The organism is Rhodohalobacter sp. 8-1 (assembly GCF_038150125.1).
GTDB lineage: Bacteria > Bacteroidota > Rhodothermia > Balneolales > Balneolaceae > SW132.
Genome location: NZ_JBBVMF010000001.1, coordinates 1 through 25923, shown reverse-complemented (window position 1 = coordinate 25923; position 25923 = coordinate 1). Strand labels below are relative to the sequence as shown.

The window sequence follows — 25923 nt, the reverse complement described above, 5'->3', positions numbered from 1 at the left end:
GACACATAATCAAAACCCAACCCCCCATGAACAACCATCACATTGTAAAACAACTCAAACAATTAAAACTGTCCGCAATGGCCGAAAGCCTGGATCGCAACCTGCTGGCCGCCGAGCAAAACGGCCTGGATTACACCGGGTTGCTGTCTATGCTGCTGGCTGAAGAACTTGAGCTTCGCGATGATCGCAAGGCCCAGCGACTGTTGCATGCCGTCAGTTCGGCAACCTGCAATGCCTGGAAGACTTTGACGTGAGCCTGTCGACCGGGGTAAACCCTACGCTGCTGCGAGAGCTGGCACGTGCCGGTATATCGATCAGGGGCAGGGCGTGAACCTCCCGGCACCGGGAAAACCCACCGGGCTCGCGGGCTGGGTCATGCTGCCTGCCGGGCTCTTCGAACGGTGCGGTTCTTTAAGTTTAACCAGCTGTTCGGCCATCTTGAACAGACTCTGGAAGCCGAAAACACGCGCGCCTGGCGTAAATCATTGGCCATGACCTGCTGATTATTGATGACTTTGCATTCCGGCGTATTACGCAAAGCCAGAACGAAATGCTCTACCAGCTTGTGGACACCTGCTATGGAAATACATCCATTATTCTGACCAGTAACAGGGCCTTACCAGACTGGCTGGACGTATTTCCGGACCGGGTCATTGGCGGAGCTATCCTGGACCGGCTGGCTCACAACGCCCACCAGATTACGCTTAAAGGAGAATCCATACGTAAAAAATTACGGCTGAAAAACGACCCGTTTTCACCACTGGAACCCAACGAAAAAACCACCTAAATTGAATCGCTCAACTCCGAAAAAAGGTGGGGAATACTATTGACCCCGGGTGGGAAATTCTCGTGACCCTTGACACCGGAATCCAACATTCAGGGTAAGCTGTAACTCATTATCCCTCTTGACATTAAGTTTAATGTTATTAATATTCAAGACAAACCAACAATAGATTTATATTTCATTATATATGAATCAGTCTATTAAAAATTAATAAAACAGAGAGAGGTAATAATCATGAGTAGCTTAAAAGCTTATGTCAGTATAGTCTTAATGAGCGTGTTCCTGCTTACGGCAGGTTGCGACTCGAGTATAACGAACGAAGAGAAATCAACCGATAAGTTAGAAACTCAAAATCTGACCGAATCCTTCCAAAAAGTTACCAATCCTGGATTGAACCGGACACTGGCCGACGTTCGTTCTGCATCAGCCCAATTCCACGATGTGGATAAGGCAGAAGCTGAAGGATACAGTCAGGCAAGCGAGTTTGTCCCGGGAATGGGTTATCATTATGTAAATCCTGCATTCGTAGATGCTGAAATTAATCCAACCGAACCCGAAGCGTTGGTGTACCTGGATAACCCCGTAGATGAAGACAAGCGCAGGCTTGTTGCCGTCGAATATATCATTCCTTTTGCCATAATACCGTCTGACACTCCACATTCTGAATTCGATAATAAATTTCCTGGTGTAGATGGAGATAAATGGCACAAGGAAGATGAAATCGACTCTTGGACACTCCATGCATGGATTTGGTACCCAAATCCTGACGGCGTTTTCCACCCAACAAACCCAAGAATACGGGGAGGAGAGGAAGAACATTAATCGACTATATCTTTAGTCTATTTTCAGGGCTCCGGAAACCGGGGCCTTTTTAGTTTATCCGGCATGTGCAGAGTATACATTGAGCTCAATTTAAAAAGCCTTTGATAAAGGATTCCATTTTTTTTCGGCTTGTTATACTCCACCTGTGCATTGATCATGCTGTAGCTGGTGTCCTTTTCATCGGCCCAGAACGGCAAAAAGCCCCACTGGAACGGAAGAATGGATCGACGGCCATCCTCATTCTCGCCCACTACAGGCTCCGTCTGGCTTGGCGCCACATTGTAGCTCGGCTGCAATTCATTCAGCTCCACGCGGTCGGCCATAAGAACCTCCGTAACCCAGGCTCTGCTTACCCCAAATTTTCTGGCTATAACAGCCTTATTTTTGGCTTTTCCCGAGTCAAGGATTTCCGATATAATTTAGCCTGCTCTTCACGGCTCTTTTCTTCTTAGGGTCCTTCCACCATATTAATACGAATTTTGAATTACTCAGAGTTCGTATTTTATTTTGGGCTTTTAATCTAATGGTTTGATTCTATCAAAAAATTTGGGATTGCTAATTTATACTTGATGACACTGAACAAATTTCTATCCCTTATTTTAATGATTTAAAAACATCTTTATTAGCAGGAATAAATTACTGTGCTGCATAACCGTCAAAGTTCAAGTTCGATAGGGCATTCATATTTGCCTTGTAATTCAGTTCTTGAGTATCATTTATTTCATTTCTTCCAGGAACACCTACAGCATGAAAGTGGCTTATGTACTGAATATTATTTCTAATGGTGCGAATTATATCGCCATCCATGATTTGCATGTGATAGATGTCATAAAGTAATTTAAAATCTTTATAACCAAGCTTTTCACAAAGTGCGGCACCCTATGTGGTATGGTCACATTGATAATCCGGGTGATTAACTTTTGAGTTAAGAAGCTCCATACTCATTGTGAAGCCATATTCAGCTGCTTTTTTACTATAGGGGGTGGAAGATCCTGCTAAAAGGGGTCAGGCTTACGCTGTGTTAGGAAAAACATATCGTGCACTCAAAGAATATCAGCAGCTTAGGGATAGGGGTGGAATCGAGTCGCTTCCAGTGTCGAATATAGATACGGAATCATTTACGATCTGGAGCCTCTCCGCCAGGATCTCCGGTATGAGTAGTTGATAAAAAGGCAAACCGGGTCTGAGGCCTGAAACCGGACGGGAGTTTACCACAAGGAAATAGTTCACCTGAAGACTTTTCACAAGCGTCTCTTTATTCGGAGTCAAACGCCTTGGTCGAGACTGTACTTCTGTTGTTTTTTTGACTTTCTGTAAATACATCCGCAAAAATATAATTTTTTCATCTGTACCAAGCATGTGGATATAGAATGCATCTGCTCGTTAAAACCTGAGGTATAGAGACCCTGTACCACTTTTCATCCATCATTTGAAGATCGTCGAAAATCGATAAATTCTTTCGTTGCCTGTGTTTATGTTTGGATCCAACAGTTTTATTCAATTCTACGGATGTTGAACTATTGACAGGATGAAAATGTCAAACCCGACCTCTGCCAAAAATCAAGGAGAGAAGGAAGAGGACGATAAACACGTATAAGAGAATCTCGGCTATTCCAGCAGCTGCACCTGCTATGCCCCCAAATCCGAAAATTGCAGCGATAATGGCTATAATTAAGAACGTTATAGTCAATCGTAACATACCCAGGTACTCATAGCTTGCGCGCTGATCCAGGGCAATCTTTATCATCCTGGCCGCATCAAAACAGAGCTGGCTGTACTGATGCTCAGATTCATAGATCGCGGTGACAACCTGTTCCATAAGCTCTTCGAGCATGTGTTCCCCAGTGTGCTTTCTCATCACGGTGCTGTCGCCTCGGAACATTAGATTGTCACAGACGATAACCGAGGTGCCCACAGCTACAGCAGATCTGAACGTCTTGCAGTGTGAATTTCGGATATCGATCGAAAGGCGCAGGGGGTCATCGTCAGATGTTGATTTGCTAGAACAGGACAGGACGCCAAACATTTTGCTGCCATTTGAGCTGAGGGCATAGGCTTCCTTTGCAAAGGTAAAGTCCCGTAGCATATTGGAGGCAACGGTCTTCACGTTGATCGCGAAATCGTAGTGATTCAACGGTGTGTAGGTCTCAGTCTGTTCGGGTTCAGGGATCGAAAGCGGCTGCTCCAATTTGCACAGCTCGGATCCGCAATGTGTCAATAGTTCAGGCATGTAATTCTCCGTTAGTTATAGGTTTTGTACACTGTTCTTATACCAAAAAAAGCGGGAGAATGACGTCTGAAGGTTGAGAATGGAGAGAAATTTGGTATAAGAAGTATAATGGGCTGGAAAAGCTTAAGGATTGTTGATTCCGGCAAATAACAATAATAGACCGGCAGACTGGCTTATTAGCGAGTTACCCAGCACTTATCTAATCAATCACATAAAAAACGGAGACACTATGAAAGACGGATTATCAGAGATCATTTGTATCATTGACAGTTCAGGGTCGATGAAACTCATTAAAAATGACGCGATTGGAGGCTTTAACTCGTTTCCTGACGAGCAAAAAAAGCTCCCTGGAGAAGCAACGTTAACGCTCATCCAGTTCAACACAAATTATGACGTTATTTATGAAAACGAGTCCCTGAGTAAGGTTAACCCTATCAATGACAAAGATTACATACCGAGAGGAAGTAAAGCGCTGCCGGATACCCAGGCAAAGCGATAGATTCAACAGGGCGAAGACTGGCCAATACCCCGGAGGAAAACAGACCTGAAAAAGTGATTGTTGCTATCCTGACCGATGGGGAAGAGAACGCAAGTAGTACCTATAATTTATCAACAATCAATGACATGATACGCCATCGAAAAGAGACGTACTCATGGGAATTTATTTTCCTGGGAGCCAATTAGGATGCGTTTGCGGAAGCTGCAAGAATAGGCATTGATTCAAAAGACACGATAGACTTTGCGTCAACAGGGGATGGAATCAGAACGGCGTATGGCGAGATGAATGACAGTATAAGCACCTATAGGAAAAAGCAGAATCCGTTTTAAGAGGCTTAATCTTAACAGGTTGAAGCCTTTTTTTCAATTAATTGATTCCAAATCTATAAAGTAACTGAGGTAGAGCTTACAGCTAACGATTCTGCCATCCTTATTTGAAAAGAATAAGCTCAGTGGTTTGATCTTTCTCGGAATCCCGGACATTACCCGCTGAAGCTTTGCGAAATATTTTTCATACTTAGAGCTAAGCAAAAAGAACTTCCATAAATTCACTTTAGGACTGGTTTCAAAGTTGGAAATAATACTTTCTTATTTTTCTTGAAAAAAAGATTTATTCAATATAAGAATCAGATAATATAGCTTAATGAGAAAAACAAGCATATTATCTCCTGATTAAAATAGGCTTTCACGTGCACGGTTAAATGATCAATGTCCAAAAGACTAACTTTTAAAAAAAAATGATACTTAATAATTTTTTTTTGCGCATTATAGCAAAGGGGATGTCTTCAGCTTCAATAAATGAGAAAGAGACCAGGTTTTTTGGGATAGCTCATCTTTAAAATACTGACCCATTTAGAAGTCTAGCAGGATAAATGAAAACATAAGCTTACCGCCATGGAGACTCAGACACTGAATAAATATATATGGAAGGCTCAATGGGGCATCGTATTCTCGCTGACCCTCTTGTCATCATGTACAGTTTCTTCAGACAGTCAAGAATGGAATACATACCGTTATGATGGTGAAATTGTCTTCACATTGGAGTATCCGGCACAATGGACTACCACTCAAAAAGAACAGCATGTCGTTTTGTTTACGCCACCTGATAATGGCGATGTAATAATCGAAATTGTTGTTTACGATCCGGTAGAGACCCCTCCGCTTCCCGTTCATATCACCTATGACACCCTTCGGGTAGTTGATTCCCGACTCGGTCCGATTTCCGTCCTTAAGAGGGACCCGGCAGCAGTTACCGAGAGATATGTTGCCTTCATAGATATTAATAGCCATATCGCGGAATTCCGACTTTATGCCAAAAGTGATTATGACGAAATTTTCGACCACATGCTGGCCACCACAAGGCCAATAACTTCACAAAATTAAAATTAAAATGAATAAAACAAATGATTCAATACCGTGTGAAACATTGTCTCGTCTTCCTGTAGCGACAATATTAGCTGCAATAATGGCTCTGGCCGTTCACATCTTATTCGTAACCACACCTGCTGAAGCTCAGCGTCCCGGCACCTTCGATCCGGAATTTACGATCGAGGTTCGTTTTGCTGAAGATGCCATGCCCCAGGCACGTGGCCAGCTTATGTCATCTGATCTTCGCCGGTCCATGGTTAGGGTGGAACGACTTTTTTCTGCCAGTGACGATCGGTTGCGTGAAATACGCAAAAGAGGTCAGCTGAGATCTGAACGCAGAATACCCGCGCTTGAAGCCTGGTATCGCATTATTGTAAAAGAGGATACAGATATAGAAGATTTCATCAACCGTCTTCTGTCACTCCCCTATATAGAAATTGCCGAACAAGCAGCCGTCCCTGTACCGGCACCATTTTTTCCCGGGGAAATAAAAGAAACACCCTCCCTTAAGCTCGCGACAACTCCGCTTTTTGAAGACCTACAAGGCTATCTGGAACCGGCACCGGATGGCATCGATGCCTTCTACTCCTGGGATTTTCCCGGCGGTAATGGAGCCGGTTTCACTGTTTATGACGTTGAATATTCCTGGAACCAGTCGCATGAAGACCTTTCCAAATTGTCCGGCATCAGTTTACTACTGGACTCCGGTGATTCCTCTTCCGATCCCTTTAACGACACGAATCACGGGACCGCCGTTATGGGAGAACTAATTGCCGACAACGACGATAAAGGTGTTACAGGTATATCATGGGGAGCTGACGGAGGCCTCGCACCCGCTAATACCAGTGACCTCGGGTATAACCCGGCTAATGCAATCGCTCTTGCAGCAGTTGACGGTAATGCCGGGGACGTCATCCTCATTGAACAGCAAACCTGTGTCTGCAACCAATCTTGTTCAACTGGCCAGCAGGGACTTGGACCTACGGAATGGATTACTTCTGTCTACGATGCCATTGTAAATGCAACCGCAGCAGGTTTTATCGTGGTACAGGCGGCCGGTAACGGCGGTGTGGATCTCGATCAGGAGAGCTGTGGCGGGCGCTTCGACCGCGACGTTCAGGATTCAGGGGCCATCATCGTTGGTGCCGGGAGCTCGACGACCCGTGAACGTCTTGGTTTTTCAAGCTATGGAAGCCGGGTGGATCTGCAAGGCTGGGGCCAGAATGTAATGACTACAGGTTACGGCACCCATTACACCAACTCTGATGACACTGGCAACGATGACTTCTGGTATCGTCGCAATTTCGGGGGAACTTCGAGTGCATCTCCGATCGTATCAGGGGCGGTGTTGAACCTTCAAGGCATCAATAAGGAGGCAAATGGCACCGTGCTTTCAGCCGATGAGATTGCCACCATTTTAAAAAATACAGGCACGCCACAGGGGGGTGATACCAGTGAACATATTGGTCCGCTTCCGAACCTGCGCATGGCTATCGCAGAAATCGTAAATGTGGCGCCGGTCGCCGACGCGGGGCCCGATCAGACACTTGAATGTGATAATTTTGGAGTGGCCGCTGTCTCGCTCGACGGTTCGGGATCCTTTGATGACAACGGTGATATGCTCACCTATTCCTGGAGCGCTGGCGGTGAAGAGATTGCCACCGGTGTGAACCCCAATGTTTCGCTGGGAATTGGCGTGCATGTCGTTACCCTCACTGTCAAAGATTCACAGGGCCTTTTTGAAACGGATGAAGTAATCATTACTGTTGAAGACACCACACCTCCTGATGTCACCTTGCTCGGCGATGATCCATTGATCCTCGAATGCGGAGTCGATTCCTATGAAGAATTTGGTGCTGAAATCTCAGATATTTGTGACGCTGATCCGGCACTGGTCATTGATGCACCGGAGGTTAACACATCCGTAACCGGGGAGTACACCATCAACTATACCGGAACCGATGCAAACGGAAACTCTACTCTGATTCAGCGTCAGGTGATTGTTGAAGACACTACGCCTCCTGATATCACCTTGCTCGGCGATGATCCTTTAATCCTCGAATGCGGCGTGGATAGCTACAACGAATTGGGTGTAGATATCTCCGATTTTTGTGATGCTGATCCGGCACTGGTCATCGATGCCTCGGACGTTAACACATCCGAGACCGGCGAGTACCTTGTCGACTATACCGGAACCGATGCCAGCGGAAATTTTACAGTGGTTCAGCGTAAGGTAATTGTCGAGGATACGACGCCTCCGCAAATCACGGTAAACAGCCCGGCTACAGTACTCTGGAGTCCAAATCATGAGTATCGAATTTTGTCACTTGCCGACCTCGACATTGAAGTTGAGGACGCTTGTGATCAAACACTCACCCCCGAGAATATTTCAATTGTAAAAATTACGAGCGACGAGCCGGAAAATGCCAATGGCAACGGTGACGGTAATACGCCTGAAGATATAATAGTCGGAGAAACCTGCGATGTCGTTCAGCTTCGAGCCGAACGTGCAGGAAACAGCAACGGACGTGTGTACACCCTTCATCTGGAACTGATGGACGCCAGCGGAAATATCGGAACCGCAACACATGAGGTCCATGTTCCAATTAGCCAGCGTCCGGGAAGTATCGCCGAAGCTGATGACCCGGCCTACGAAGTTATTTCTGAAGGATGTGAACCCGTTTTTGCAGAAGCAGTTGTAGAGAGTGATGGTCCGGCTTCACTCGGATCGCTTGAATCAGATTTCAACGATTTGAATGAAGCTAATGACGGAAGTAACATGGAGCTGCCAACAGAATTTGGGCTGGAGCAGAACTATCCGAATCCATTCAATCCTGTTACAATCATACCATATATGATGCCGGAAGAAGCTTCTGTACGTTTGTCAGTTTTTAATATGCTTGGTCAGGAAGTCATGCGATTGGTGGATGGAACCCGGAAAGCAGGACGGCACCAGGCACAATTCGATGCTAGCAGTCTACCATCAGGGTTATATATCTATTCGATAACTGCTGGTAATTTTCGGGCTTCAAAGACTATGGTCTTGTTGAAGTGATATAAAAACAATAAAAGTGAGTATCCGGTCATTGATCGGGTATTCACTTCTTCTAAGGAGGTAAAACTGATTTCAGAATTCTTAATTAATACGAAAAAGCAGAAAAAACGATCCCATGCGGTCGCTTATTACTCCACTTGAGATTATAGATTGTGGGTGGATAGTTCACTAGTTTCCATTCTCCATTGGCCTTTTCATGCTCTCTGAGTAGGAATTAGCTCATCCCATGATGCGTTTGATGTCACCGGTTTAACGGTTGATTTCCGCCTGGCGCAGAACGCCAGCCCTTACGAAACTACTCATTTGTTTCACTTTGGGGCACACTTATGATTTATGACACTCTAGAAACTTTATATTTGGATATAACATATAATTTGTGAGTCAATAATGTATGTCTGAAAAAAATAGTTATGATGAAATTCTCCAAGAATCAGGTAATTTTCTCTCTGAAATCGCACTCGCAATCGAAGAAAAAAAATCCACAGAAACACTCTCTGAAAAAGATTAAGGATTCGTTATTTGATGCGGCTGGAAATTCAGATAGTGATCAGTTTAATCACAAGAGATATGACTTTCTCTATAGTTTGCTGGAAGTTCTTGATGACGTGGATAAAAAGGATACACTCCAGCAATTTCTGGACTAGATCTGCCAATAGGCCAAAGACCCGTATAATCCTGAGCGACATTACGAATATGTAACAAGCTGTAAAAAGATAGGGGAGTTATTTGATGAAGATCTGATTTCATCTTTAGTGCCTAAGCTTGAGCATCATGTCCGAAAAGAGGTGAAGTTTCTTCAAATGAAAGAACCAAAATATCTGGATAACGAAATTTGTGATTTAGCCATTGGGTCCATCCAAAACCTGACATTCCAGCGTAAAGAGTCTACCCAACAGCAGACTAATGAAATTATGCTACTGTATGAGATTTTAATTTTCGGCTTTCCACTCTTAATGATGAACAGGCATGGCACTATATGGTTCAAACAATTTTAAAGGAAGCTAAGACGACAAAACCTTCGTAACCATTTCCAGTTTAATCAAATTTCCTGGCAATAGCAGCCCTGTTTTTGATCTTCCCTGAGTTCAAAATTTCCGATATAAATTAGTCTGCTCTTCACATATTATTTAGCTCAATGAGTATTCTAAGAAAAATTTAATATTCAGGGAATGTAACTTGAATTTTAAAGTTTCGTAATTTTTGTACGATTTAATGCTCACCCTGCTGCCAGGTTTGTAATAAGTAACAGTTCAGAGAAGAGATAAGTCGCTTTCCTACTTATAATTCTAATTACACTACAATGAAAACAAGCATACTATTATTCGTGTTTGTTTGTGTGTTTACGGTACCGCTTGCGGGAACACCTCAAAATGAGCAAACAAACAATCATAAGATTACTCACCCTTTAGTTGAATTCTCTAAAAAATACAATTTGGTAGATCAGGCCTCGATTCAATCGATGCTCAAATCGAATGAAATCTTAACTCTTGAATCTGTTGAACACCAGGGGTGGAACGGGAGTGAGTTTGCTTCCTATTACGCAATCGATTTCATCTACTCAGGTGGCAAAAGAACAGAAACCCATCACTATTATAAATGGGATGCGGGAAGCGATTGGGAGATTGACTCAAGGGAGGTTTATGTTTATGAGAACGACAGGCTGCTCTCGGTTACAAACCAAATGGTCATTGAAGAGGAGTATGTAAATGATTACAGAACCCTTTTTGCCTATCAGCAGGTCGGAGATGATGTGTTATTGTCTGAAACGGTTGATCAATTCTGGAATGGAGATTTCATGTCATGGGAGAATGAGGAACGAATTGAGTTTACCTCCTCTAACGGGGAATTAACAGGTGGCGAGTCAAGTACATGGGATGGAATTGATGAATGGGTTCTGTACGAACGATTTATTCTTGACGAACAGGAAAATGACCTTTACATGACGTACCAGGATTTTACCGGTACGGATTGGATAAATTCAGAACGACAAATTTTTGAGAACTTCAGCATCAATGAAATGTATTCTCTCTTCACTGAAGAAATGAATGTCGTTGAAACCGGCTCTTTGCTTACACTGGCAGAGCTTTTCCCTGATTATACGGAACAGGCATGGGATGGAAGTCAATGGGTAGATGTTAGCCGACAGGTTACTGAAACAGAATATACATGGCCGGGAGAGATTACTGGAAAAATAATATCGGGGCAAGCTTATGAATCAGAATGGGTTACATTTTCTGAAATCAGAATAACATTCCAGGATAATAAACCTCATGAGTTAGTGCTATACATAGCTGAAGACTCTGAAGCAGCAGAATTGATTCCCGATTTTGGTGAAGAGTTTCAGTACAATGAAGAGGGTCATTTGAAATACGTGCTTCAAAAACAGGCTGCCGATGAAAACAACAAAGCATTATCTGTCGCTGAACTAGTCACTACCGGCCGCCTGATACTACAATGGAGCGGTGCCTCAACTTCAATTGGAGATGAAGTAAAACCCGTTTCTTTCAGTCTCGGGAATGCGTATCCCAACCCGTTTAATCCGTCCACGGTCATTCCATTTCAGCTGGGTACAGCGGGTGATATTTCGATCCGGGTATTTGATATGCTTGGACGCGATGTCGTATCGCTCGTAAACGGCAGATACCCTGCAGGAAATCATACTATACGGTTTGATGGTTCCGGACTCTCAAGCGGTGTGTATCTCATCCGCCTGGAGGCTCCGGAATTTCAGGAGACGAGACGGGTTACGCTTTTGAAATAGATTCAGAAAAGAAGCTTAAACAGAGAGAAATCATCCCGGCAGGAATGCCGGGCTGATTTTTAAAGAGATGAAAAAAATTAAATGGTGCACAGGCTTGTCTAAACTATTCGCAGACAATGAATTCTATGGAGAATCAATTTTCAATCAATCATACTGAAGTAAAATCATGTAAACACTTAAAAATCAATTAAAATGAAAACTAAAAAAATAATCGCAGTTACCGGTGCTACCGGTGCGCAGGGTGGCGGTCTTGTACGTGCAATCCTGAATGATCAAAACAGCGAATTTAGTGTTCGTGCTTTAACAAGAGATAAGAACTCGGATAAAGCCAAAGCACTCACGTCTCTTGGCGCTGAAGTTGTGGAGGCTGATCTTGATGATCTCGAAAGTTTAAAAAAAGCATTTCATGGTGCCTATGGTGCTTATTGTGTGACCTTTTTCTGGGATCATATGTCTCCGGAAAAAGAGTTGAAACAAGCTGAAAATATGGCGGAAGCTGCCCGGCTTACGGGTCTGAAACATGTCATCTGGTCCACATTGGAAGATAGTCGCAACTGGATTTCACTTGAGGATGATCAAATGCCAACGCTAATGGGTAAATACAAGGTTCCCCACACGGATGCCAAAGGCGAGGCCAACGATTATTTTAAGGAAAGAAATGTTCCCACAACCTTCTTTCTCACGTCTTTTTACTGGGAAAATTTCATCATGTTTGGAATGGGGCCACAACCCGGACCTGATGGTAAATTGGCGATTACATTTCCGATGGGTGACAAGAAGCTTCCCGGTATCGCTTCTGAAGATATCGGTAAGTGTGCCTATGGTATTCTCAAAAAAGGCGAAGATTTCATCGGCAGAACAATCGGGATTGCCGGCGAGCACTTAACCGGTGCCGAAATGGCCGATGGGTTCAGCCGCCTGCTCGGACAAGAAGTCGTTTATAACAAAGTGTCACCGGAAGTGTATCGCGGGTTTGGATTCCCGGGCGCAGAGGATATTGGGAATATGTTCCAGTTCCAGCGTGATTTCAACCAGGATTTTATCAAACCCAGAAAAGTTACCCTTTCAAAGGAATTAAATCCTGCTTTGCAAAATTTTGACCAGTGGCTTGCTAAAAACAAATCACTGTTCGCAATACCGGAAGTGGCATAACTTGAATAGACATGATTTTTTAGCATTAAGTTTGTTTGTGTGCGAAGAAATGTTGAAATGGAGTAGTGAAACGTAAAATAATACGTTGATCATCCGCCTTTAACTGAACGGAGCCCACAGACAAATTTAAATGCAAGAGAAAATAGCTACGCGCAGTGTATCGGGTTCAACATCTTAATAGTTAAATGCATATAGGTGCAAGAAGGAAACATATCTAATCAATAACATGCGGTTGGTCAAACCGGGGAGAAGGAAAAAAATATATCAAATTATTTATAAAAATAGATTTTTACCTGACATAATGATGATCGATTCTTTGAATACGAAGAATCATGCAATGGTGAACTATTGTGAACCATAAATCCGAATTGGTAAATCAGATGTAGAAGCATACGTAATTCGGGCACAGAAATAAAAATTAACTTTATTATAAATTTAAAAAACCAGATTAAAACAATGAATAAAACAGATCAACATAGACGTTCTTATTTGTCTATATCATTAATACTGCCACTGATATTGCTGGCAGCCGCATGTGAACAGTCATCTTTTCCAACGACATCAGAAGAAACAGAATTCAGTAATTCTGAAACAACTGCTTTTACAGCAGGCCTTGAAAGTGCTAAAATAAGCGGGCAGGTAGCCGCCCAGTTAGCAGAAGTCCGGCGCCTCACCGCTCCATATCATGACCATCAAATTGCGGCAGAGGACGGCTGGTTTATACCTCTTTCCCCCTGTGTCGAGAATCCGGATCTTGGAGGTATGGGGTATCACTACGGCAACTCTGAATATCTTGGTGATGGGATTCATGAACCTCTCAAACCTGAAGCACTCCTCTACGAGCCACAAAAAAATGGTAAGTTACGATTGGTCGCAGTTGAGTACATCGTTCCTTTTGGTGAGCCTGAAACGGTGGGTGGTGCCCCTGTACAGGGAGACCAGCCATTCCTGTTCGGCCAGGGTTTTGATAACAGTCCACATGTTGGGCCACTTGGTTCGTGGACACTGCACGTTTGGCTGTGGCGCAACAACCCGTCCGGAATGTTTGCTGCTTACAATCCGAAAGTAAGCTGTGACTTCGCTTTTTAAGAAAAAGGAGTCGGTTTTTAAATAAGCCGCCTGCAATTTTCAGGCAGGCGGTTCTTATCTTTTCTTCATAGTTTTTCACTGATCGACTAAACGTAAGCCGTTCAGAAATCTCATCAGGCAGTTCAAATCCAGTTTATAAAAGAGCAGTTACGCAGCAGTGGAAAGATAGCAAAATCGTGAGAGAACGATTTTATGGAACACAGCATGGATAATATATTCTGTCTTCTATTAAACTAAAATAAAAGCCCACCAGTTGCGGTGGGCTTTTTTTGTTAAAAAAGTGAATTAAACAAAATCTTTAAGAAATTTAAAAAACCACCCCCCATATCACTCATGGGACCCGTGGGGTCGCGATCGCAATGCTAAACTGAATTAAACCTGATCACCCCCCACTTCCTCTCAGAGTTGGTAAAAAGCGATCCTGATATTTTTTTTCTCCAAAATTTTAGAACCCTCCCAGCGCGTTGAATTTAAAAAAAGAGCGCAACGCCCTCTTTTTTAAGTCATATCAGCCCTTTGTTTCGAAAGGAGGTATATCCGCCCCGGTAGAGAATGATATGGTCATCCACGGCAATACCAAGAAGTTTGCCTGCATCGACAGCACGCTTAGTAAGTTTAATGTCAGCATTGGATGGCCTCGGGTTGGATGAGGGGTGTGAGTGTGAAAATATCAACGAATGTGCATTGCCGAGCAAAGCCGCCTGGTAGATAGCCGCTATTTCAACAATGGTAGCCGTTGCACCACCGGAAGAAATCAGATGCCACCCAAGCACTTGCTTCTGGTTATTGAGAAGGACAACAATGAATTGCTCCCTGAGCTCTAATAGATCGTCGTCCCAAATGGAGTGGCAGTAGGCAGCAGCGTCCTCCGGGCAGGTAATGCAAGGGAGTTCGCTGACGGGTTTAGCTGGTTTGTAGGATAGTGTAATTTCTGCAACTGTAGGCATGAGTTTATGGGTTGGTTAAGATTAATGAGGCTTTAATGCCATCACTATTCTTATACCCAGAAGTGCGTCATTTTGAGCCTGATGAACACCATCAGCTACAATTGAAATTCTCTTATGCATCTTGCAGGTCTTTCGCGGCTTCTATAGATTCGTTGGATGAGCCGATTGTACCGTATTCTATTCATTTTGGGGGTGGTAATTGCCGCCGTGTTTATCTTGCAAACGTGCAAGGACACCTCCAGCGCGGTTGAGGAGGTAGAAGAGACACCAGCGATGAGCATATTTGCCGAAGCGCCGGAAAGCTTCAGATTAGCAACATTGACACCACACTACTGCTCATCCTGGGATACTTGAAGCGGCAGGTTACTTGTATGGATGTGTGGCCGTTTAGGTTGGAGCTTCACAAACTAAACGAGGGCTTTGCAAAAGCGTGATTTTGTCAAATTTTGGCGTTATCGTGAAATCGAATTAATAACTCCGTCAACCCAAAAGAAGAACAGCGACCACCCGACCTGAAACTTGTAAACCGGAATGCAAGTCCGTTAAATCCGCCCTCACTTTAAATTTGAACCCATACCTTTTCTGTCCGATTTATCAAATAAAAGCTTGAATTCCACCCCTCGGTCCAGTGACCTGTATGTATAGGTACCTTTAAGTTGTTTTGTAAGAGTCCGAATCAGCTCCATCCCAAGAGTGCTTTCATCTTCTTTTGCATCAAAATCCTCTGGCAGACCTTTACCATTATCTCGGATTTTCAGCGTCACTGTTTCATCTTCTTCAATAAGGGAAACATCCAGGATTCCTGACTCCCCGTTATCGTATGCATGCTTCATAACATTTGTAACAACCTCGTTTACAATGAGTGAGCAGGGAATTGCATCGTTGATATTCAGCTCAATGGGCTCCATATCGTACGATACATCCAGATCTATGGAAATATTGTAGGTATTGACAATATTGTCGATCAATTGTTCGATATTTTCATCGAGCCGAAGATTTTTAAAGCTTGAAGACCGATAAAGCAGTTCATGTATCGTTGCCATTGTTTGTATTCGACCGGTACTGTCATATAGTTTCTGTTGAACCCGTTCATCTGTTTCTTTATAGGCCTGCAGGTACATCATACTCGATACAACAGCAAGATTGTTTTTTACACGGTGATGAATCTCTGCAAGCAAAATATTTTTTTCTTCCAGAGAACGCTGAAGCATCTCCTTGCTTTCCTTTTCTTCGGTAATCTCAGTAGATACCCCACCAACGACATTTTCCATTCCCGGAACACCATTAATCGGGAAGATATTTGTTTTGTAAAATCTCACTTTTCCATCTAATTGGAGCTTCTCTTCAAAAACAACAGGATCACTCGACTCCAGTGCTTTCTGATCATTGGCTTTAAACTGATTTGCCAGCTCATCATTAAAAAGGTCATCTACATTTTTACCTACCACCTTTTTCCTGGACAATCCAAACAGTGATCTGAACTTATCATTTGCAAATACAAACGTTCCACTATCATCTCTTATCCATATAGCTGACCATGCTTTATCTGCGAGTTCTTCGAGCAGTTGCTTATTTCTGTGTGATTCCTCTTCTAATTCCACCAATTCACTTACGTCAACAATGGCTCCAATGATTTTTTCCGGCGTGCCGTCTTGATTGCGATCCACATAGACGGGATTCATGACATGTTTATAGTCTCCCTCAAACGTTCTGATCCGATAGACAAGATTCGTCTTCCAGCCACTCTCTTCCATCGTCAGAGCCACATCATGAATCACCCGCTCAAGATCATCGGGATGAATTTTGTCGATCCACCAGTCGTAATCCACAAATTTTTCCGTATGCGGGTACCCGAGCACATCCGTTAACTCATCTCCCCAGGAGAGGTCCCCCGACGCCCAATCCAGTTCATAGATAAGGTCTGTCGCAACCGATACAATTTTTTTAAGTTTATCTTGAAGCTCATAAACCCCCTCCTCCGCTTCTTTTTTATCGCTGATGTCCCTGGCCGTCACGTACCATTGATTCTTATCAGACGAGAAATTACACTGAAACCATCTTTTTTTGTTTTGGTTGTCTATAAGCCGAATCGATGTTGTATAACGGCCCTTGTATTGTTTTTCAGTCGAAAACCATTGGTCTATTGTTTCACCTTCGAGCTCACCTGCCTCCACAATAGTGGCAAATGGCTTTCCTTTGAGTGTCTTCGGTGAGTATCCCAACACTTTCTCCACACCTTTGCTTACATCCGTTATTTTTCCCAATTCAGGCTCAAGGAGGAATGAAAGATCTGCTGAGTTTTTAAGTAAAGCAGAACAGGTTTTCAGTTTTTTACTTTTCTCATTCAGCAACACCGACTGTTTGTAGATCAAAAGTTGATCCTTCGCTCCGTCGGCCAACTCCCGAAGCAGTTGCTTCTGATCATCTGAGAGCGCACGAGGTTTGGTATCACAGATACAAAAAGCTCCAATCTCGTCTCCGGTCTCATTTCTCAAAGATGCCTTGACAAAAAATTGAATCTTATCTTTTTCCAATTCAGACAGCAGGGAGGCGGCTTGTCCATATTCCCTAACATTTTGAATGACCGGCAAGCCATTACCAGATTCTAACATACCCGTAAGCTTTTTGACAGCGGAAACGATAGTTTCATCTAAGATCCCATTAGATGCCAATATTTTGATATCTGATCCCTCATGTATGTAAACCAAAGATGTGGTTGTTTCACACATGCTTGATGCCGTTTTCAGAGTCGATATCATCCGGCCCTTCAATGCATTTAAATCAGTTTCATTCGATGCAATATCCAGCTTGATTTTATTCTCTTTCATTATTCGTTTGGCCCTGCTTTTTCTTTTCCAATTTGGTGCTGCATTGGCACGAACATATGTGCCGGGAAACTTCACTGGTGGGGGGCTATACTATATGTACTTATATCTTCAGTCAGTTGAAAGTTTACATATATAAAATCAGTTTTGAGTTTTTCATTTTTCACTTTCCCGAATTTTAGGAATAGCGGCATCATTCATCAAAGGCACCATCTCAAAAATTGAACGAGAATTCAATCTTAGTTATAATAGCAAATTTTTATAATTTAATCTCATTTTGTCCAGTATCTTATATAGAATAAACACATATCATATCGTCTCCTAAAGTTCCGACTCGAGCGCTTGTCCGCCAGATTATGACCGCTGGTGAATGGCTGTTCCGGAGTATAGCATCACTTTCTATCAGATGGTCATTAACTCATTTCCGAATCAAAGCTTTTACTTGACCTTTTAGGGGGATTCTCTCTCGGAAAGACTATTTTGGGTAAGCAAGTTTTAGGATGAAAAAACTATAGAATTAACTACATTCATAACCTAAACTTAAACTATGTTTTTCAGTAAAGTTAAATCAGAATAGATGAAGAAAGTAAAAGGGAAAATTATCCTTGTTGATGACCAAAAGTATGAAAAAGAGCTGCTTAATGATGCTCTTGAAGATAAAGGTTGGGGTATAAAGGTCGATTATTTTAACAATGTCCGGGATGCCCTTGACCATCTTCAAGAAAACGTAGATGAAATATTTCTCATCATCTCTGACATGAACATGCCTGGCATGAACGGTATGGAATTCAAAAAAGCAATTGACAGGGATGAGTATCTTCGCCAAAAATCGATCCCTTTTATCTTTGCGAGTGGTCATCCGGTCAGGGAGGACGTGTTGGAAGCCTATCAATATCGGGTTCAGGGATTTTTTAAAAAACCGGAATCAATTGAAGGTCAGTCGGCTATGCTTGAAACAATCGTTAAATATTGGGTGGCCTGTATTCATCCGAATAAAGACGATATCACCGCCAAACGAAAAAAGTAATCTTTTTGGCCTGTCTTCAACTTATGATCATTAAATCAAAGCGCTTCATCCATAATTTCTAAAGCCCTAAAAAATGGATCGCCTGCCATCCTCATTCTGACCCACCACAGGCGCCGTCTGACTCGGGGCACATTATAGTTCGGCTGAAGTTCATCCAGCTCCACTCGATCCGCGTCGAACCACTCTTCTAAATCCTTCAGGTTTTCAATCAACGTGTAGCGTCCGCACATGGGAAGGGAGTTATTTGATTTTAAAGAACATCGGATCTCACTCAGAAATGATTGGTGGTTAATCCATACAATATCCTAATACTGACTTCACTTTCGAATTCGGCAGATTTAATTACTCAAATAGTGTCGTTTCTATAGGAAAAGTAAATAAAAAAAGCCCTTATCGATTGGATAAGGGCTTGTAATCGTTAAAGATTTGCAATATTAGTCAGCATCCTGAACGTTCACTCTAATAGCTACGGCTAGCGGTTGGCCGTTAAATGTTTCCGGAGTTAAAACCAGACGAAGGTTATAGGTTCTTTCCACATTCGGATCATAATCTGAATTCCCAAATCCTGGATTCCATGACTGCTGACATAAATTATCGGCATCAAAAGAATCAGAATCACATATCCCACTCACCATTGGAAGTTCAACAGGATCGTATCCCAAAGCTCCAAACAGACTTTGTTCGGTAAAATTCTGCTCTAAAACAAGTTTATAGTCACTGAGGGTTTTGCCTTTCGCCTTGCCGGTTGCTCCGGAAAGATCGACATGCCAGTCGTAATTCCAGGTTCCGTTATTAGTGCCGGAGCTAATACCAGTGGGCGCTGAATAAACTCCAACACGATTGCCATTATCGCCAGTCACGCCCAACAAGCCTTCAAAGCGCTCCAGGGCGCGGAGTCCGATGACAACACCTTGTCCCTCTGCGGTGACAAACTCACCGTTAGGATTGCCGTCTCCAATATCTCAGGAAGAAACTTCGGTATTCAGCGTAACGTTACCAAGGCTCTTGGCTTCTGATCCCACGGTTTTATTATCAGCCGCATTATCCGCTTCTAGGGCAAGAACTTGGTTTTTCTTTTCAATGTTATCAATCTGAGAATCCGTTATGGATTCACAGCCCAATGCAATAACTCCAGTAATTAAAATTAAACCTAACGCTTTTATTAATTTACTCATGATACGATTTATTTAAGATTAGACTGCTCATTTGATGTGATCCTCTGTTTTCTAAGTTCGATATGCTGTTCTCAATTTTATCTTGCGCCAGCATATCGCTACATAGATTGGTGCAGTTAATTACTTAAATCAGTCTTTAATCTCCAGTTAGATATCTTTAATACTACACAGACTCTCTTCATCTCCAAAAAGACAGATTACATTTACTGTAGAATCACTTTCAGGATGGAATCATAAATTCGCCCCTAAAAAATCACGGTAGCTATATAAGCTCACCATGATTTTCCTCTCTCATGATTCCTGAAGAGATTCTCTTGACCGTTCGTACCTGCCAGACGGTTCAAGCTGAAGATCCGGCGCCGGAAGTAGGCTTTCCACATGAGCCCAAGTGCCTCGGTCTGTTTCTCTGTGCTCCACGTAGATCATAGCAGGCACACCCACCACATTCTCCAAATTGAATCCTCGGGCCAACTGTTCTTGTTTGAATGGCTGTCCCCTCCAGCGCTCCAAGTCTTTTCTGAGATTTGACTTCTCGTGAAGAGACTTGGTATATCTCTTCTGAAGCAGATACCGGTCGTCCTGATCATTGGTAGCAGCCATCTCGAAGACCAGCAGAATCATCTGCTTATCTCCGAATTTGGTTTCAACTGTGCCTAAATCCCTGCAGTCTACGCAGACGGCCGGTTGCAGCCCGCTTGGGGCCAGGTCGGTTTTGGTTGATTTTTCATTTATGATTAGTGTCATAGTTTATCCTGTTTTAATCTTAAGGTTCTGGTTTGGGTTTCGCTTTGATATCTCCCGTATAACTCGGGGTAGTCTTTTCGGAATTGCTTGGAGTTAAAACTCCGCCGGGTAGAGGACTTCCACGTAAGCAATGGCTTGCCATCCGCAGTTATGGCCTGGTGATCACCGCAGTACTGCTTCAGGTCAAATTCGATGCTGCTCTTAAGCTCCTTCAGCCCGTCGATGCGTTCTCTAACGCTCAGCAGCATGTTATACCGCTGGCGAATGTGGGTAGAGGCTTCAATCTGAGACTCTTGAGAGTCCGGATGCTTAATGAGTAGATCGTCCGTGGTTGAGGGCGGAGGTGGTGTGTTACCTTCCACAAATGTTTTCCACCATTGACTCAGGCGCCGGTTATTTGCCTTGATGAGCTCGTCATCTCGTTCAACGAATACAGGCTCTGCAAACTCACATATGTCTCTGTAGTACACTTGTAAGAAGCCGTACTCTATATCCAGAATGCCCATGTAGTGCATCAGCTGTGTATACCATTCAATTGGAATATTTTGAGCTAACTCATGAGGTGCGATTCTGTGAGTGGTCGTGCATTTTATCTCAAGGACTCCCAAGCCAAGGTTGCCCTCGTCGTGGATCAATCCATCGACGTTGCCAGACAGCATGGGATACTCCGGGTGGATGAACATCTCGTCGGGTTCTGTAACCTTTAGGTTCATCATCTCACTGAAATGCGTCCTACAGATTGGTTCGAAAAGTGTTCCAAAACTAGAGAACGCATTCCCCTGGAAGAAGCTGACGTTCTGAGTCTTTTCCAGCCAGACCATATAGGGGGTTTTATAGGTTTTAATTTTCCCCAAAATGGCTGCACTGTCACTTCCCCCCGCAAACGAATTTCTAAGATTACACCACTCGGTTTTCGAGAGGTCTTTTGTTGATATGCTATTCATAGGTGTTTGGTTTTATGTTCATGAAAAAAGACAGCCCCGTTAGGAGCCGCCTTTCTTTGATTTATGGTTGCTTTCAAGCCATTTAATTATTGCAAAGACTATGGCTCGTTTACAGACTTCTCCTATCATTCGTGCAACTTTTTCTGCGTGTTTCATCGGCTAATTCAGATAGAGGTCTTCAGTAAGCGCGTGGAGCCTGCTGTGGTTGCGCACCATTGACTGTGGTGGTGAGCTCTTGAGGGCTTCGGTTGCCGCATTATATGAGCTCCATAAGTTCGATTGTTCGAACTCCGGATGAGATGGTACGTCTATTGCTCTTTTCAATGTTCAGATGGCCAGAGAACTCACTCATTCGGTTGAGATTTTAAATGAAGGTTATGCCAATCTCAACATATTTGGTGATAGCCTTTCCGTGGAAGTTATAAAAGAAGGTGTTTTCTACGTAGATGTAAACGTAAAGGATAAATATGGTTTCGATATCACAAAACGGATCTCATTTACTGCCAGATACAATAAGCCATGGATATCTGCTGAGATGGATACCCTTCGTTTTGATACTCCATATGTAGGAAGATCTGAGATTTCTACAATTGAACTGAATCATACGTTGCCGGTCGACAGAAATTATGCGTTAGCTTTTGAAAATGGAGATGTATTTTCAGCTGATGTATCGGAAGTTTCATTAACGGAAAATGGTACGTCTGAAATTGAGGTCACGTTTTCACCAAATTCAGAAGATATCTTTTCTGACACCCTCTATCTTATTTATAGCGGGTTCGAGACCGACACAAGTTTCGCACTACCCATAACTGCTACAGGCCTGACTATGCCGGACCCAATTGCCTCGATTTCCACGAATTCAATCAGCTTTGGCGATGTTAAGCCAGGAAGTGACAAAACAGAATACGTAACGCTGACAAATACCGGGGTAATCGATATTCAGGTGGATTCTGTTGTGACATCGAATATGGCATTTGGCGTCGATTTACAGTCTACTTCTCTAAAACCAGACTCTTCGCTGAGCATTGCAGCCACTTTTTCTCCTGACCAAATCGGGGAGTATAACGACAGCCTTCGGGTCTACGTCAAGGATATGGAGGCAATGGTAGTTTCGCTGGATGGCAGAGGTGCAGCGGCTATTGCCGAGCTGGGGATATCCGCCCAAAATTTTGGAAATGTTAAGGTAGGGGAGACTTCTGAAAAAAGCTTCTGGCTGTACAACAAAGGAAATTTAGCCCTGTCATTAGATGCACTTCTGTTGAAGGGCGAGGTGTTTAGTACCCGGCTGTCTGCGGAGCAAATCCCGGCATTCGACTCTTTGGCTGTGACGACCTCTTTCTCGCCTGCCGATGTAGTTAGCTATAGCCAGAATTTGCAGCTAATTGTGGATTCCGGTTCGGATACACTATTTGTTGAACTTAATGGGTCGGGGTTTGCAGATCCAAGTGCCTCGATTTCTACAAATTCAATCAGCTTTGGCGATGTTAAGCCGGGAAGTAACAAAGCAGAATCCGTAACGCTGACAAATACCGGGGTTATCGATATCCAGGTAGATTCTGTTGTGACATCGAATATGGCATTTGGCGTCGATTTACAGTCTACTTCTCTAAAACCAGACTCTTCGCTGAGCATTGCAGCCACTTTTTCTCCTGACCAAATCGGGGAGTATAACGACAGCCTTCGGGTCTACGTCAAGGATATGGAGGCAATGGTAGTTTCGCTGGATGGCAGAGGTGCAGCGGCTATAGCCGGGCTGGAGGTAACCGCCCAAAATTTTGGAAATGTTAAGGTAGGGGAGACTTCTGAAAAAGGCTTCTGGCTGTACAACAAAGGAAATTTAGCCCTGTCATTAGATGCGCTTCTGTTAGAGGGTGAGGTATTTGGTTCCCAGCTGCCTGCAGAGCTAATCCCGGCATTCGACTCCTTAGCCGTCACATCGACATTTACACCGGTTGAAGCAGTTGGCTATAGCAAGGATTTACAGCTAATTGTGGATTCCGGTTCGGATACTCTATCCGTAGCACTCAATGGTACAGGGTTTACGGATCCGCCTCCGGAGCCTGGTGTAGCTTTTTCGACGGATAGTTTAAGCTTTGGAGACACTTTCCTTACAGATCAAAAAACGGATACACTGATCATTCGAAATAGTGGTGGCGTAGTTTTAAGTATTGATTCAGTTAAAGTATCAACGGCGGAGTTTATCTATGAGTTTCAGCCGTTCGTACTCAAGCCTGATTCAAGCAGTAACCTGTTGATCTCATTCCAGCCGTCTCAGATTGGGTTTTATAGGGATACCTTGCAGGTATTTATAAATGAATTGGGCATGAGCGAAATACCCTTATCTGGATCGGGAGTCGGAGCAGTGGCTGAGCTATCGGAGAGAACTCATGACTTTGGTGAAGTTATTGTTGGTGAGTCATCTGATGTAGATATATGGCTATATAACCGCGGGAACCTCCCATTAATTATTGACGCTTTAACTCTCGATAGTGAGGTGTTTTCAGTTGAAATGTTGAATTCTGAAGTCGCTGCTCAGGATTCAGTTAAACTAATAGCAAGATTTTCTCCTTTGAATGCCGAAAGTTACGAAGATGCGTTGATTCTCAAAACTAACGCTTCAGCTGATACACTGCTGCTGACAATGACTGGGTTAGGCACTTCTGCTGTTTCTATTGACGGTGATAGCCAAGTGCCGGTACATTATTCACTCGAGCAGAATTACCCTAATCCTTTCAATCCCAGCACGACTATTAAATACAGTCTGCCAGAAGCGGAAAATGTCAACCTTCAGGTATTCGACCTATTGGGCCGCCAGGTAGCGTCGCTGATAAGTAAACACCAAAGTGCCGGAGTACATACCGTAAACTTCGATGCCAGCCAACTTGCAACGGGCATTTACATCTACCGGATAGCGGCAGGTAACTTTGTGATGACTAAGAAGCTAATGCTGGTTAAATAGGGTTTAAATTTTAGAATAGCGATTTGGGTTAATTGGATAAGTAATAAAGCCGGGAATCTGTCGGGCGTTACCATCGATACCCAAATCGTCCTATATCTTAACGGCTAAAGATCCCACATTAGATGCGTAAGAGGCATTGGATTATATGAGTCAGACAATTATGGAGGAAGCTAAGACGATAAAACCTTCGTAACCCATGCCCGGCTCACTCCAAACTTACGGGCAATAGCAGCCCTGCTTTTAACCTTACCTGAGTCCAATAATTTTCGGTAAAGCTTGGCTTGTTCTTCACGGCTTTTTTTCTTCTTAGAGGCCTTCCGGGGCTTAACAGTTTTAGGTGTCATAAAGTAATCCGAAATTTTCATAACCAAGCTTTTTACAAAGTGCGGCACACTGTGCGGTATGGTCACATTGATAATCCGGGTGATCAACTTTTGAATTAAGAAGCCCCTTACTCATTGTGAAGCCATATTCAGCTGCTTTTTTACTAAGGGAGTGGAAGATCCTGCTAAACGGGGTCAGGATTACGCTGTGTTAGGAAATACAGATCGTGCACTCAAAGAATATCAGCGGCTTAGGGATAGGGGTGGAATCGAGTCGCTTCCAGTGTCGAATTTAGATACGGAATCATGTACGATCTGGAGCCTCTCCGCCAATATTCTGGTATGAGTAGTTGATAAAAAAGGCAAACCGGGTCTGAGGCCTGAAACCGGAGGGGAGTTTTCCAGAAAGAAATAGTTCACCTGAATACTTTTGAAAACAGTCTCTTTATTCGGAGTCAAACACCTTAGTCGAGACTGTGCTTCTGTTATTTTTTTTTGACTTTCTGTGAATAAATCCGTGCGAATATAATTTTTTCATCTATACCAAGCATGTGGAGATAGAATGTATCTGCTCGTGAAAACCTGAGGCACGTAGACCCTGACACTACTTTTCATCCAACACTTGAAGATAGTTGAAAATTGATAAATTCTTTCGCCGATCTTTGTTTATGTTTGGATCCAACAGTTTGATTCTATTCTACGGATGTTGAACTATTGACAGGATGAAAATGTCAAACCCGACCTCTGCCAAAAATCAAGGAGAGAAGGAAGAGAACGATAAACACGTAAAAGAGAATCTCAGCTATTCCAGCAGCTGCACCTGCTATGCCCCCAAATCCGAGGATTGCAGCGATAATGGCTATAATTAAGAACGTGATAGTCAATCGTAGCATAATTTTTTGTTTTATTAGAAGTACAATGTGTTATATATGAAAATATATATTATGTATCAATAATGAGTGTTATGATTTATCAGTATTGTCCGGTTAAAATCTAATACTTCTGTTCAAACCTTGCTAATGGAGGTATAAGGCCACTTTTTTTAGCAGCATATCAGACAGAACCACTTCGTTTAACCGAATAAGTTCAGTTGATAGGGCGGTTTGGTGGTCAGCTGCCTCCAGGATTGATCCGGATCTTTTAAAAAGCTGAACAAGTGGATATTCCGGACTATACTGACCCCCCTTGAATCCGGCGTAAAACACACGGCCGGAGTGCTG

23 protein-coding genes and 2 pseudogenes are annotated in these 25923 nt (G+C 43.3%); 12 read left to right on the top strand and 13 right to left on the bottom strand.

Translation table 11 applies throughout. The features are described from left to right. The first annotated feature begins 26 nt into the window (after window positions 1-26). The 3 genes and pseudogenes from AABW11_RS00120 (at window position 27) to AABW11_RS00110 (ending at window position 1606) form a co-directional block, all read left to right on the top strand. Window positions 27-503, top strand: a pseudogene (locus AABW11_RS00120) (ATP-binding protein). Between the two features lie 47 nt (window positions 504-550). Beyond that, on the top strand, window positions 551-787 hold the full coding sequence (locus AABW11_RS00115) for an ATP-binding protein (RefSeq protein WP_340102454.1): 237 nt from the start codon (window positions 551-553) through the stop codon (window positions 785-787). A gap of 231 nt (window positions 788-1018) precedes the next feature. After that, complete coding sequence (locus AABW11_RS00110) at window positions 1019-1606, top strand: hypothetical protein (protein ID WP_340102453.1); 588 nt, start codon at window positions 1019-1021, stop codon at window positions 1604-1606. Window positions 1607-1629: 23 nt separating this feature from the next. On the opposite strand, the gene AABW11_RS00105 is transcribed toward AABW11_RS00110, so the two are convergent. The 3 genes and pseudogenes from AABW11_RS00105 to AABW11_RS00100 form a co-directional block, all read right to left on the bottom strand. Beyond that, on the bottom strand, window positions 1630-1929 hold the full coding sequence (locus AABW11_RS00105) for an SOS response-associated peptidase family protein (RefSeq protein ID WP_340102452.1): 300 nt from the start codon (window positions 1927-1929) through the stop codon (window positions 1630-1632). A gap of 271 nt (window positions 1930-2200) precedes the next feature. After that, a pseudogene (locus tag AABW11_RS20050) lies at window positions 2201-2572 on the bottom strand (TIM barrel protein); the annotation flags it as partial. 571 nt (window positions 2573-3143) lie between these two features. Then, window positions 3144-3305: a DUF1328 family protein gene (locus AABW11_RS00100; RefSeq protein ID WP_340102776.1), complete on the bottom strand. Its 162-nt coding sequence runs from the start codon at window positions 3303-3305 to the stop codon at window positions 3144-3146. 760 nt (window positions 3306-4065) lie between these two features. Between AABW11_RS00100 and AABW11_RS00095 the strand changes: the two genes are divergently transcribed. The 7 genes from AABW11_RS00095 to AABW11_RS00065 all read left to right on the top strand — a co-directional run bounded on the left by AABW11_RS00095 (window position 4066) and on the right by AABW11_RS00065 (window position 13759). After that, the gene (locus tag AABW11_RS00095) at window positions 4066-4335 is read left to right on the top strand and encodes a hypothetical protein (RefSeq protein ID WP_340102451.1); all 270 of its coding nucleotides are present in this window, start codon (window positions 4066-4068) and stop codon (window positions 4333-4335) included. An 893-nt stretch (window positions 4336-5228) separates the two neighbouring features. Continuing rightward, a complete protein-coding gene (locus tag AABW11_RS00090) occupies window positions 5229-5717 on the top strand; it encodes a hypothetical protein (protein ID WP_340102450.1) in 489 nt (162 codons plus the stop codon). Window positions 5718-5724: 7 nt separating this feature from the next. Continuing rightward, a complete protein-coding gene (locus AABW11_RS00085; RefSeq protein ID WP_340102449.1) occupies window positions 5725-8757 on the top strand; it encodes an immunoglobulin-like domain-containing protein in 3033 nt (1010 codons plus the stop codon). A gap of 410 nt (window positions 8758-9167) precedes the next feature. After that, window positions 9168-9401 (top strand): hypothetical protein, encoded by a 234-nt coding sequence (locus tag AABW11_RS00080; RefSeq protein ID WP_340102448.1) that lies wholly within the window; start codon window positions 9168-9170, stop codon window positions 9399-9401. 656 nt (window positions 9402-10057) lie between these two features. After that, complete coding sequence (locus AABW11_RS00075; protein WP_340102447.1) at window positions 10058-11518, top strand: T9SS type A sorting domain-containing protein; 1461 nt, start codon at window positions 10058-10060, stop codon at window positions 11516-11518. A gap of 192 nt (window positions 11519-11710) precedes the next feature. Further along, complete coding sequence (locus AABW11_RS00070; RefSeq protein WP_340102446.1) at window positions 11711-12670, top strand: NmrA/HSCARG family protein; 960 nt, start codon at window positions 11711-11713, stop codon at window positions 12668-12670. 489 nt (window positions 12671-13159) lie between these two features. Further along, the gene (locus tag AABW11_RS00065) at window positions 13160-13759 is read left to right on the top strand and encodes a hypothetical protein (protein ID WP_340102445.1); all 600 of its coding nucleotides are present in this window, start codon (window positions 13160-13162) and stop codon (window positions 13757-13759) included. 503 nt (window positions 13760-14262) lie between these two features. Here the strand turns inward: AABW11_RS00065 and AABW11_RS00060 are convergent. Together AABW11_RS00060 and AABW11_RS00055 are read right to left on the bottom strand one after the other, a co-directional pair. Then, window positions 14263-14706: a JAB domain-containing protein gene (locus AABW11_RS00060; RefSeq protein WP_340102444.1), complete on the bottom strand. Its 444-nt coding sequence runs from the start codon at window positions 14704-14706 to the stop codon at window positions 14263-14265. 554 nt (window positions 14707-15260) lie between these two features. Continuing rightward, on the bottom strand, window positions 15261-17534 hold the full coding sequence (locus AABW11_RS00055) for a PAS domain S-box protein (RefSeq protein ID WP_340102443.1): 2274 nt from the start codon (window positions 17532-17534) through the stop codon (window positions 15261-15263). 574 nt (window positions 17535-18108) lie between these two features. Between AABW11_RS00055 and AABW11_RS00050 the strand changes: the two genes are divergently transcribed. After that, window positions 18109-18558 (top strand): response regulator, encoded by a 450-nt coding sequence (locus AABW11_RS00050; RefSeq protein WP_340102442.1) that lies wholly within the window; start codon window positions 18109-18111, stop codon window positions 18556-18558. 35 nt (window positions 18559-18593) lie between these two features. Here AABW11_RS00050 and AABW11_RS00045 read toward each other — a convergent pair whose 3' ends face one another. The 5 genes from AABW11_RS00045 to AABW11_RS00025 all read right to left on the bottom strand — a co-directional run bounded on the left by AABW11_RS00045 (window position 18594) and on the right by AABW11_RS00025 (window position 21421). Next, complete coding sequence (locus tag AABW11_RS00045) at window positions 18594-18788, bottom strand: hypothetical protein (RefSeq protein ID WP_340102441.1); 195 nt, start codon at window positions 18786-18788, stop codon at window positions 18594-18596. A gap of 204 nt (window positions 18789-18992) precedes the next feature. Continuing rightward, the gene (locus AABW11_RS00040; protein WP_340102440.1) at window positions 18993-19418 is read right to left on the bottom strand and encodes a hypothetical protein; all 426 of its coding nucleotides are present in this window, start codon (window positions 19416-19418) and stop codon (window positions 18993-18995) included. A 102-nt stretch (window positions 19419-19520) separates the two neighbouring features. Next, window positions 19521-19733 carry a hypothetical protein gene (locus AABW11_RS00035; RefSeq protein WP_340102439.1) on the bottom strand — a complete coding sequence of 71 codons (213 nt, stop codon included), beginning with the start codon at window positions 19731-19733 and terminating at the stop codon, window positions 19521-19523. 291 nt (window positions 19734-20024) lie between these two features. Then, window positions 20025-20477 (bottom strand): phage replication initiation protein, NGO0469 family, encoded by a 453-nt coding sequence (locus tag AABW11_RS00030; protein WP_340102438.1) that lies wholly within the window; start codon window positions 20475-20477, stop codon window positions 20025-20027. Beyond that, window positions 20474-21421, bottom strand: a complete 948-nt coding sequence (locus tag AABW11_RS00025) for a YqaJ viral recombinase family nuclease (protein ID WP_340102437.1) — start codon at window positions 21419-21421, stop codon at window positions 20474-20476. The genes AABW11_RS00030 and AABW11_RS00025 overlap by 4 nt, the downstream gene beginning before the upstream one ends. 331 nt (window positions 21422-21752) lie before the next feature. Here AABW11_RS00025 and AABW11_RS00020 point away from each other — a divergent pair, with 331 nt between their 5' ends. Next, on the top strand, window positions 21753-24380 hold the full coding sequence (locus tag AABW11_RS00020) for an Ig-like domain-containing protein (protein ID WP_340102436.1): 2628 nt from the start codon (window positions 21753-21755) through the stop codon (window positions 24378-24380). A gap of 170 nt (window positions 24381-24550) precedes the next feature. On the opposite strand, the gene AABW11_RS00015 is transcribed toward AABW11_RS00020, so the two are convergent. The 3 genes from AABW11_RS00015 to AABW11_RS00005 form a co-directional block, all read right to left on the bottom strand. After that, a complete protein-coding gene (locus AABW11_RS00015) occupies window positions 24551-24745 on the bottom strand; it encodes a hypothetical protein (RefSeq protein ID WP_340102435.1) in 195 nt (64 codons plus the stop codon). Window positions 24746-25434: 689 nt separating this feature from the next. Continuing rightward, window positions 25435-25596 (bottom strand): DUF1328 family protein, encoded by a 162-nt coding sequence (locus tag AABW11_RS00010; protein WP_340102434.1) that lies wholly within the window; start codon window positions 25594-25596, stop codon window positions 25435-25437. 123 nt (window positions 25597-25719) lie between these two features. Then, on the bottom strand, window positions 25720-25923 hold a 204-nt coding region (locus AABW11_RS00005), incomplete at its 5' end, for a hypothetical protein (RefSeq protein WP_340102433.1).

Excerpts from the sequence above, each read along its gene's own strand:
- AABW11_RS00115 (WP_340102454.1), top strand. The coding sequence starts at position 551 with ATGCTCTACCAGCTTGTGGACACCTGCTATGGAAATACATCCATTATT.
- AABW11_RS00110 (WP_340102453.1), top strand. The coding sequence starts at position 1,019 with ATGAGTAGCTTAAAAGCTTATGTCAGTATAGTCTTAATGAGCGTGTTC.
- AABW11_RS00105 (WP_340102452.1), bottom strand. The coding sequence starts at position 1,929 with ATGGCCGACCGCGTGGAGCTGAATGAATTGCAGCCGAGCTACAATGTG.
- AABW11_RS00100 (WP_340102776.1), bottom strand. The coding sequence starts at position 3,305 with ATGTTACGATTGACTATAACGTTCTTAATTATAGCCATTATCGCTGCA.
- AABW11_RS00095 (WP_340102451.1), top strand. The coding sequence starts at position 4,066 with ATGAAAGACGGATTATCAGAGATCATTTGTATCATTGACAGTTCAGGG.
- AABW11_RS00090 (WP_340102450.1), top strand. The coding sequence starts at position 5,229 with ATGGAGACTCAGACACTGAATAAATATATATGGAAGGCTCAATGGGGC.
- AABW11_RS00085 (WP_340102449.1), top strand. The coding sequence starts at position 5,725 with ATGAATAAAACAAATGATTCAATACCGTGTGAAACATTGTCTCGTCTT.
- AABW11_RS00080 (WP_340102448.1), top strand. The coding sequence starts at position 9,168 with ATGATGAAATTCTCCAAGAATCAGGTAATTTTCTCTCTGAAATCGCAC.
- AABW11_RS00075 (WP_340102447.1), top strand. The coding sequence starts at position 10,058 with ATGAAAACAAGCATACTATTATTCGTGTTTGTTTGTGTGTTTACGGTA.
- AABW11_RS00070 (WP_340102446.1), top strand. The coding sequence starts at position 11,711 with ATGAAAACTAAAAAAATAATCGCAGTTACCGGTGCTACCGGTGCGCAG.
- AABW11_RS00060 (WP_340102444.1), bottom strand. The coding sequence starts at position 14,706 with ATGCCTACAGTTGCAGAAATTACACTATCCTACAAACCAGCTAAACCC.
- AABW11_RS00055 (WP_340102443.1), bottom strand. The coding sequence starts at position 17,534 with ATGAAAGAGAATAAAATCAAGCTGGATATTGCATCGAATGAAACTGAT.
- AABW11_RS00050 (WP_340102442.1), top strand. The coding sequence starts at position 18,109 with ATGAAGAAAGTAAAAGGGAAAATTATCCTTGTTGATGACCAAAAGTAT.
- AABW11_RS00045 (WP_340102441.1), bottom strand. The coding sequence starts at position 18,788 with ATGTGCGGACGCTACACGTTGATTGAAAACCTGAAGGATTTAGAAGAG.
- AABW11_RS00035 (WP_340102439.1), bottom strand. The coding sequence starts at position 19,733 with ATGAGTAAATTAATAAAAGCGTTAGGTTTAATTTTAATTACTGGAGTT.
- AABW11_RS00030 (WP_340102438.1), bottom strand. The coding sequence starts at position 20,477 with ATGACACTAATCATAAATGAAAAATCAACCAAAACCGACCTGGCCCCA.
- AABW11_RS00025 (WP_340102437.1), bottom strand. The coding sequence starts at position 21,421 with ATGAATAGCATATCAACAAAAGACCTCTCGAAAACCGAGTGGTGTAAT.
- AABW11_RS00020 (WP_340102436.1), top strand. The coding sequence starts at position 21,753 with ATGGCCAGAGAACTCACTCATTCGGTTGAGATTTTAAATGAAGGTTAT.
- AABW11_RS00015 (WP_340102435.1), bottom strand. The coding sequence starts at position 24,745 with ATGAAAATTTCGGATTACTTTATGACACCTAAAACTGTTAAGCCCCGG.
- AABW11_RS00010 (WP_340102434.1), bottom strand. The coding sequence starts at position 25,596 with ATGCTACGATTGACTATCACGTTCTTAATTATAGCCATTATCGCTGCA.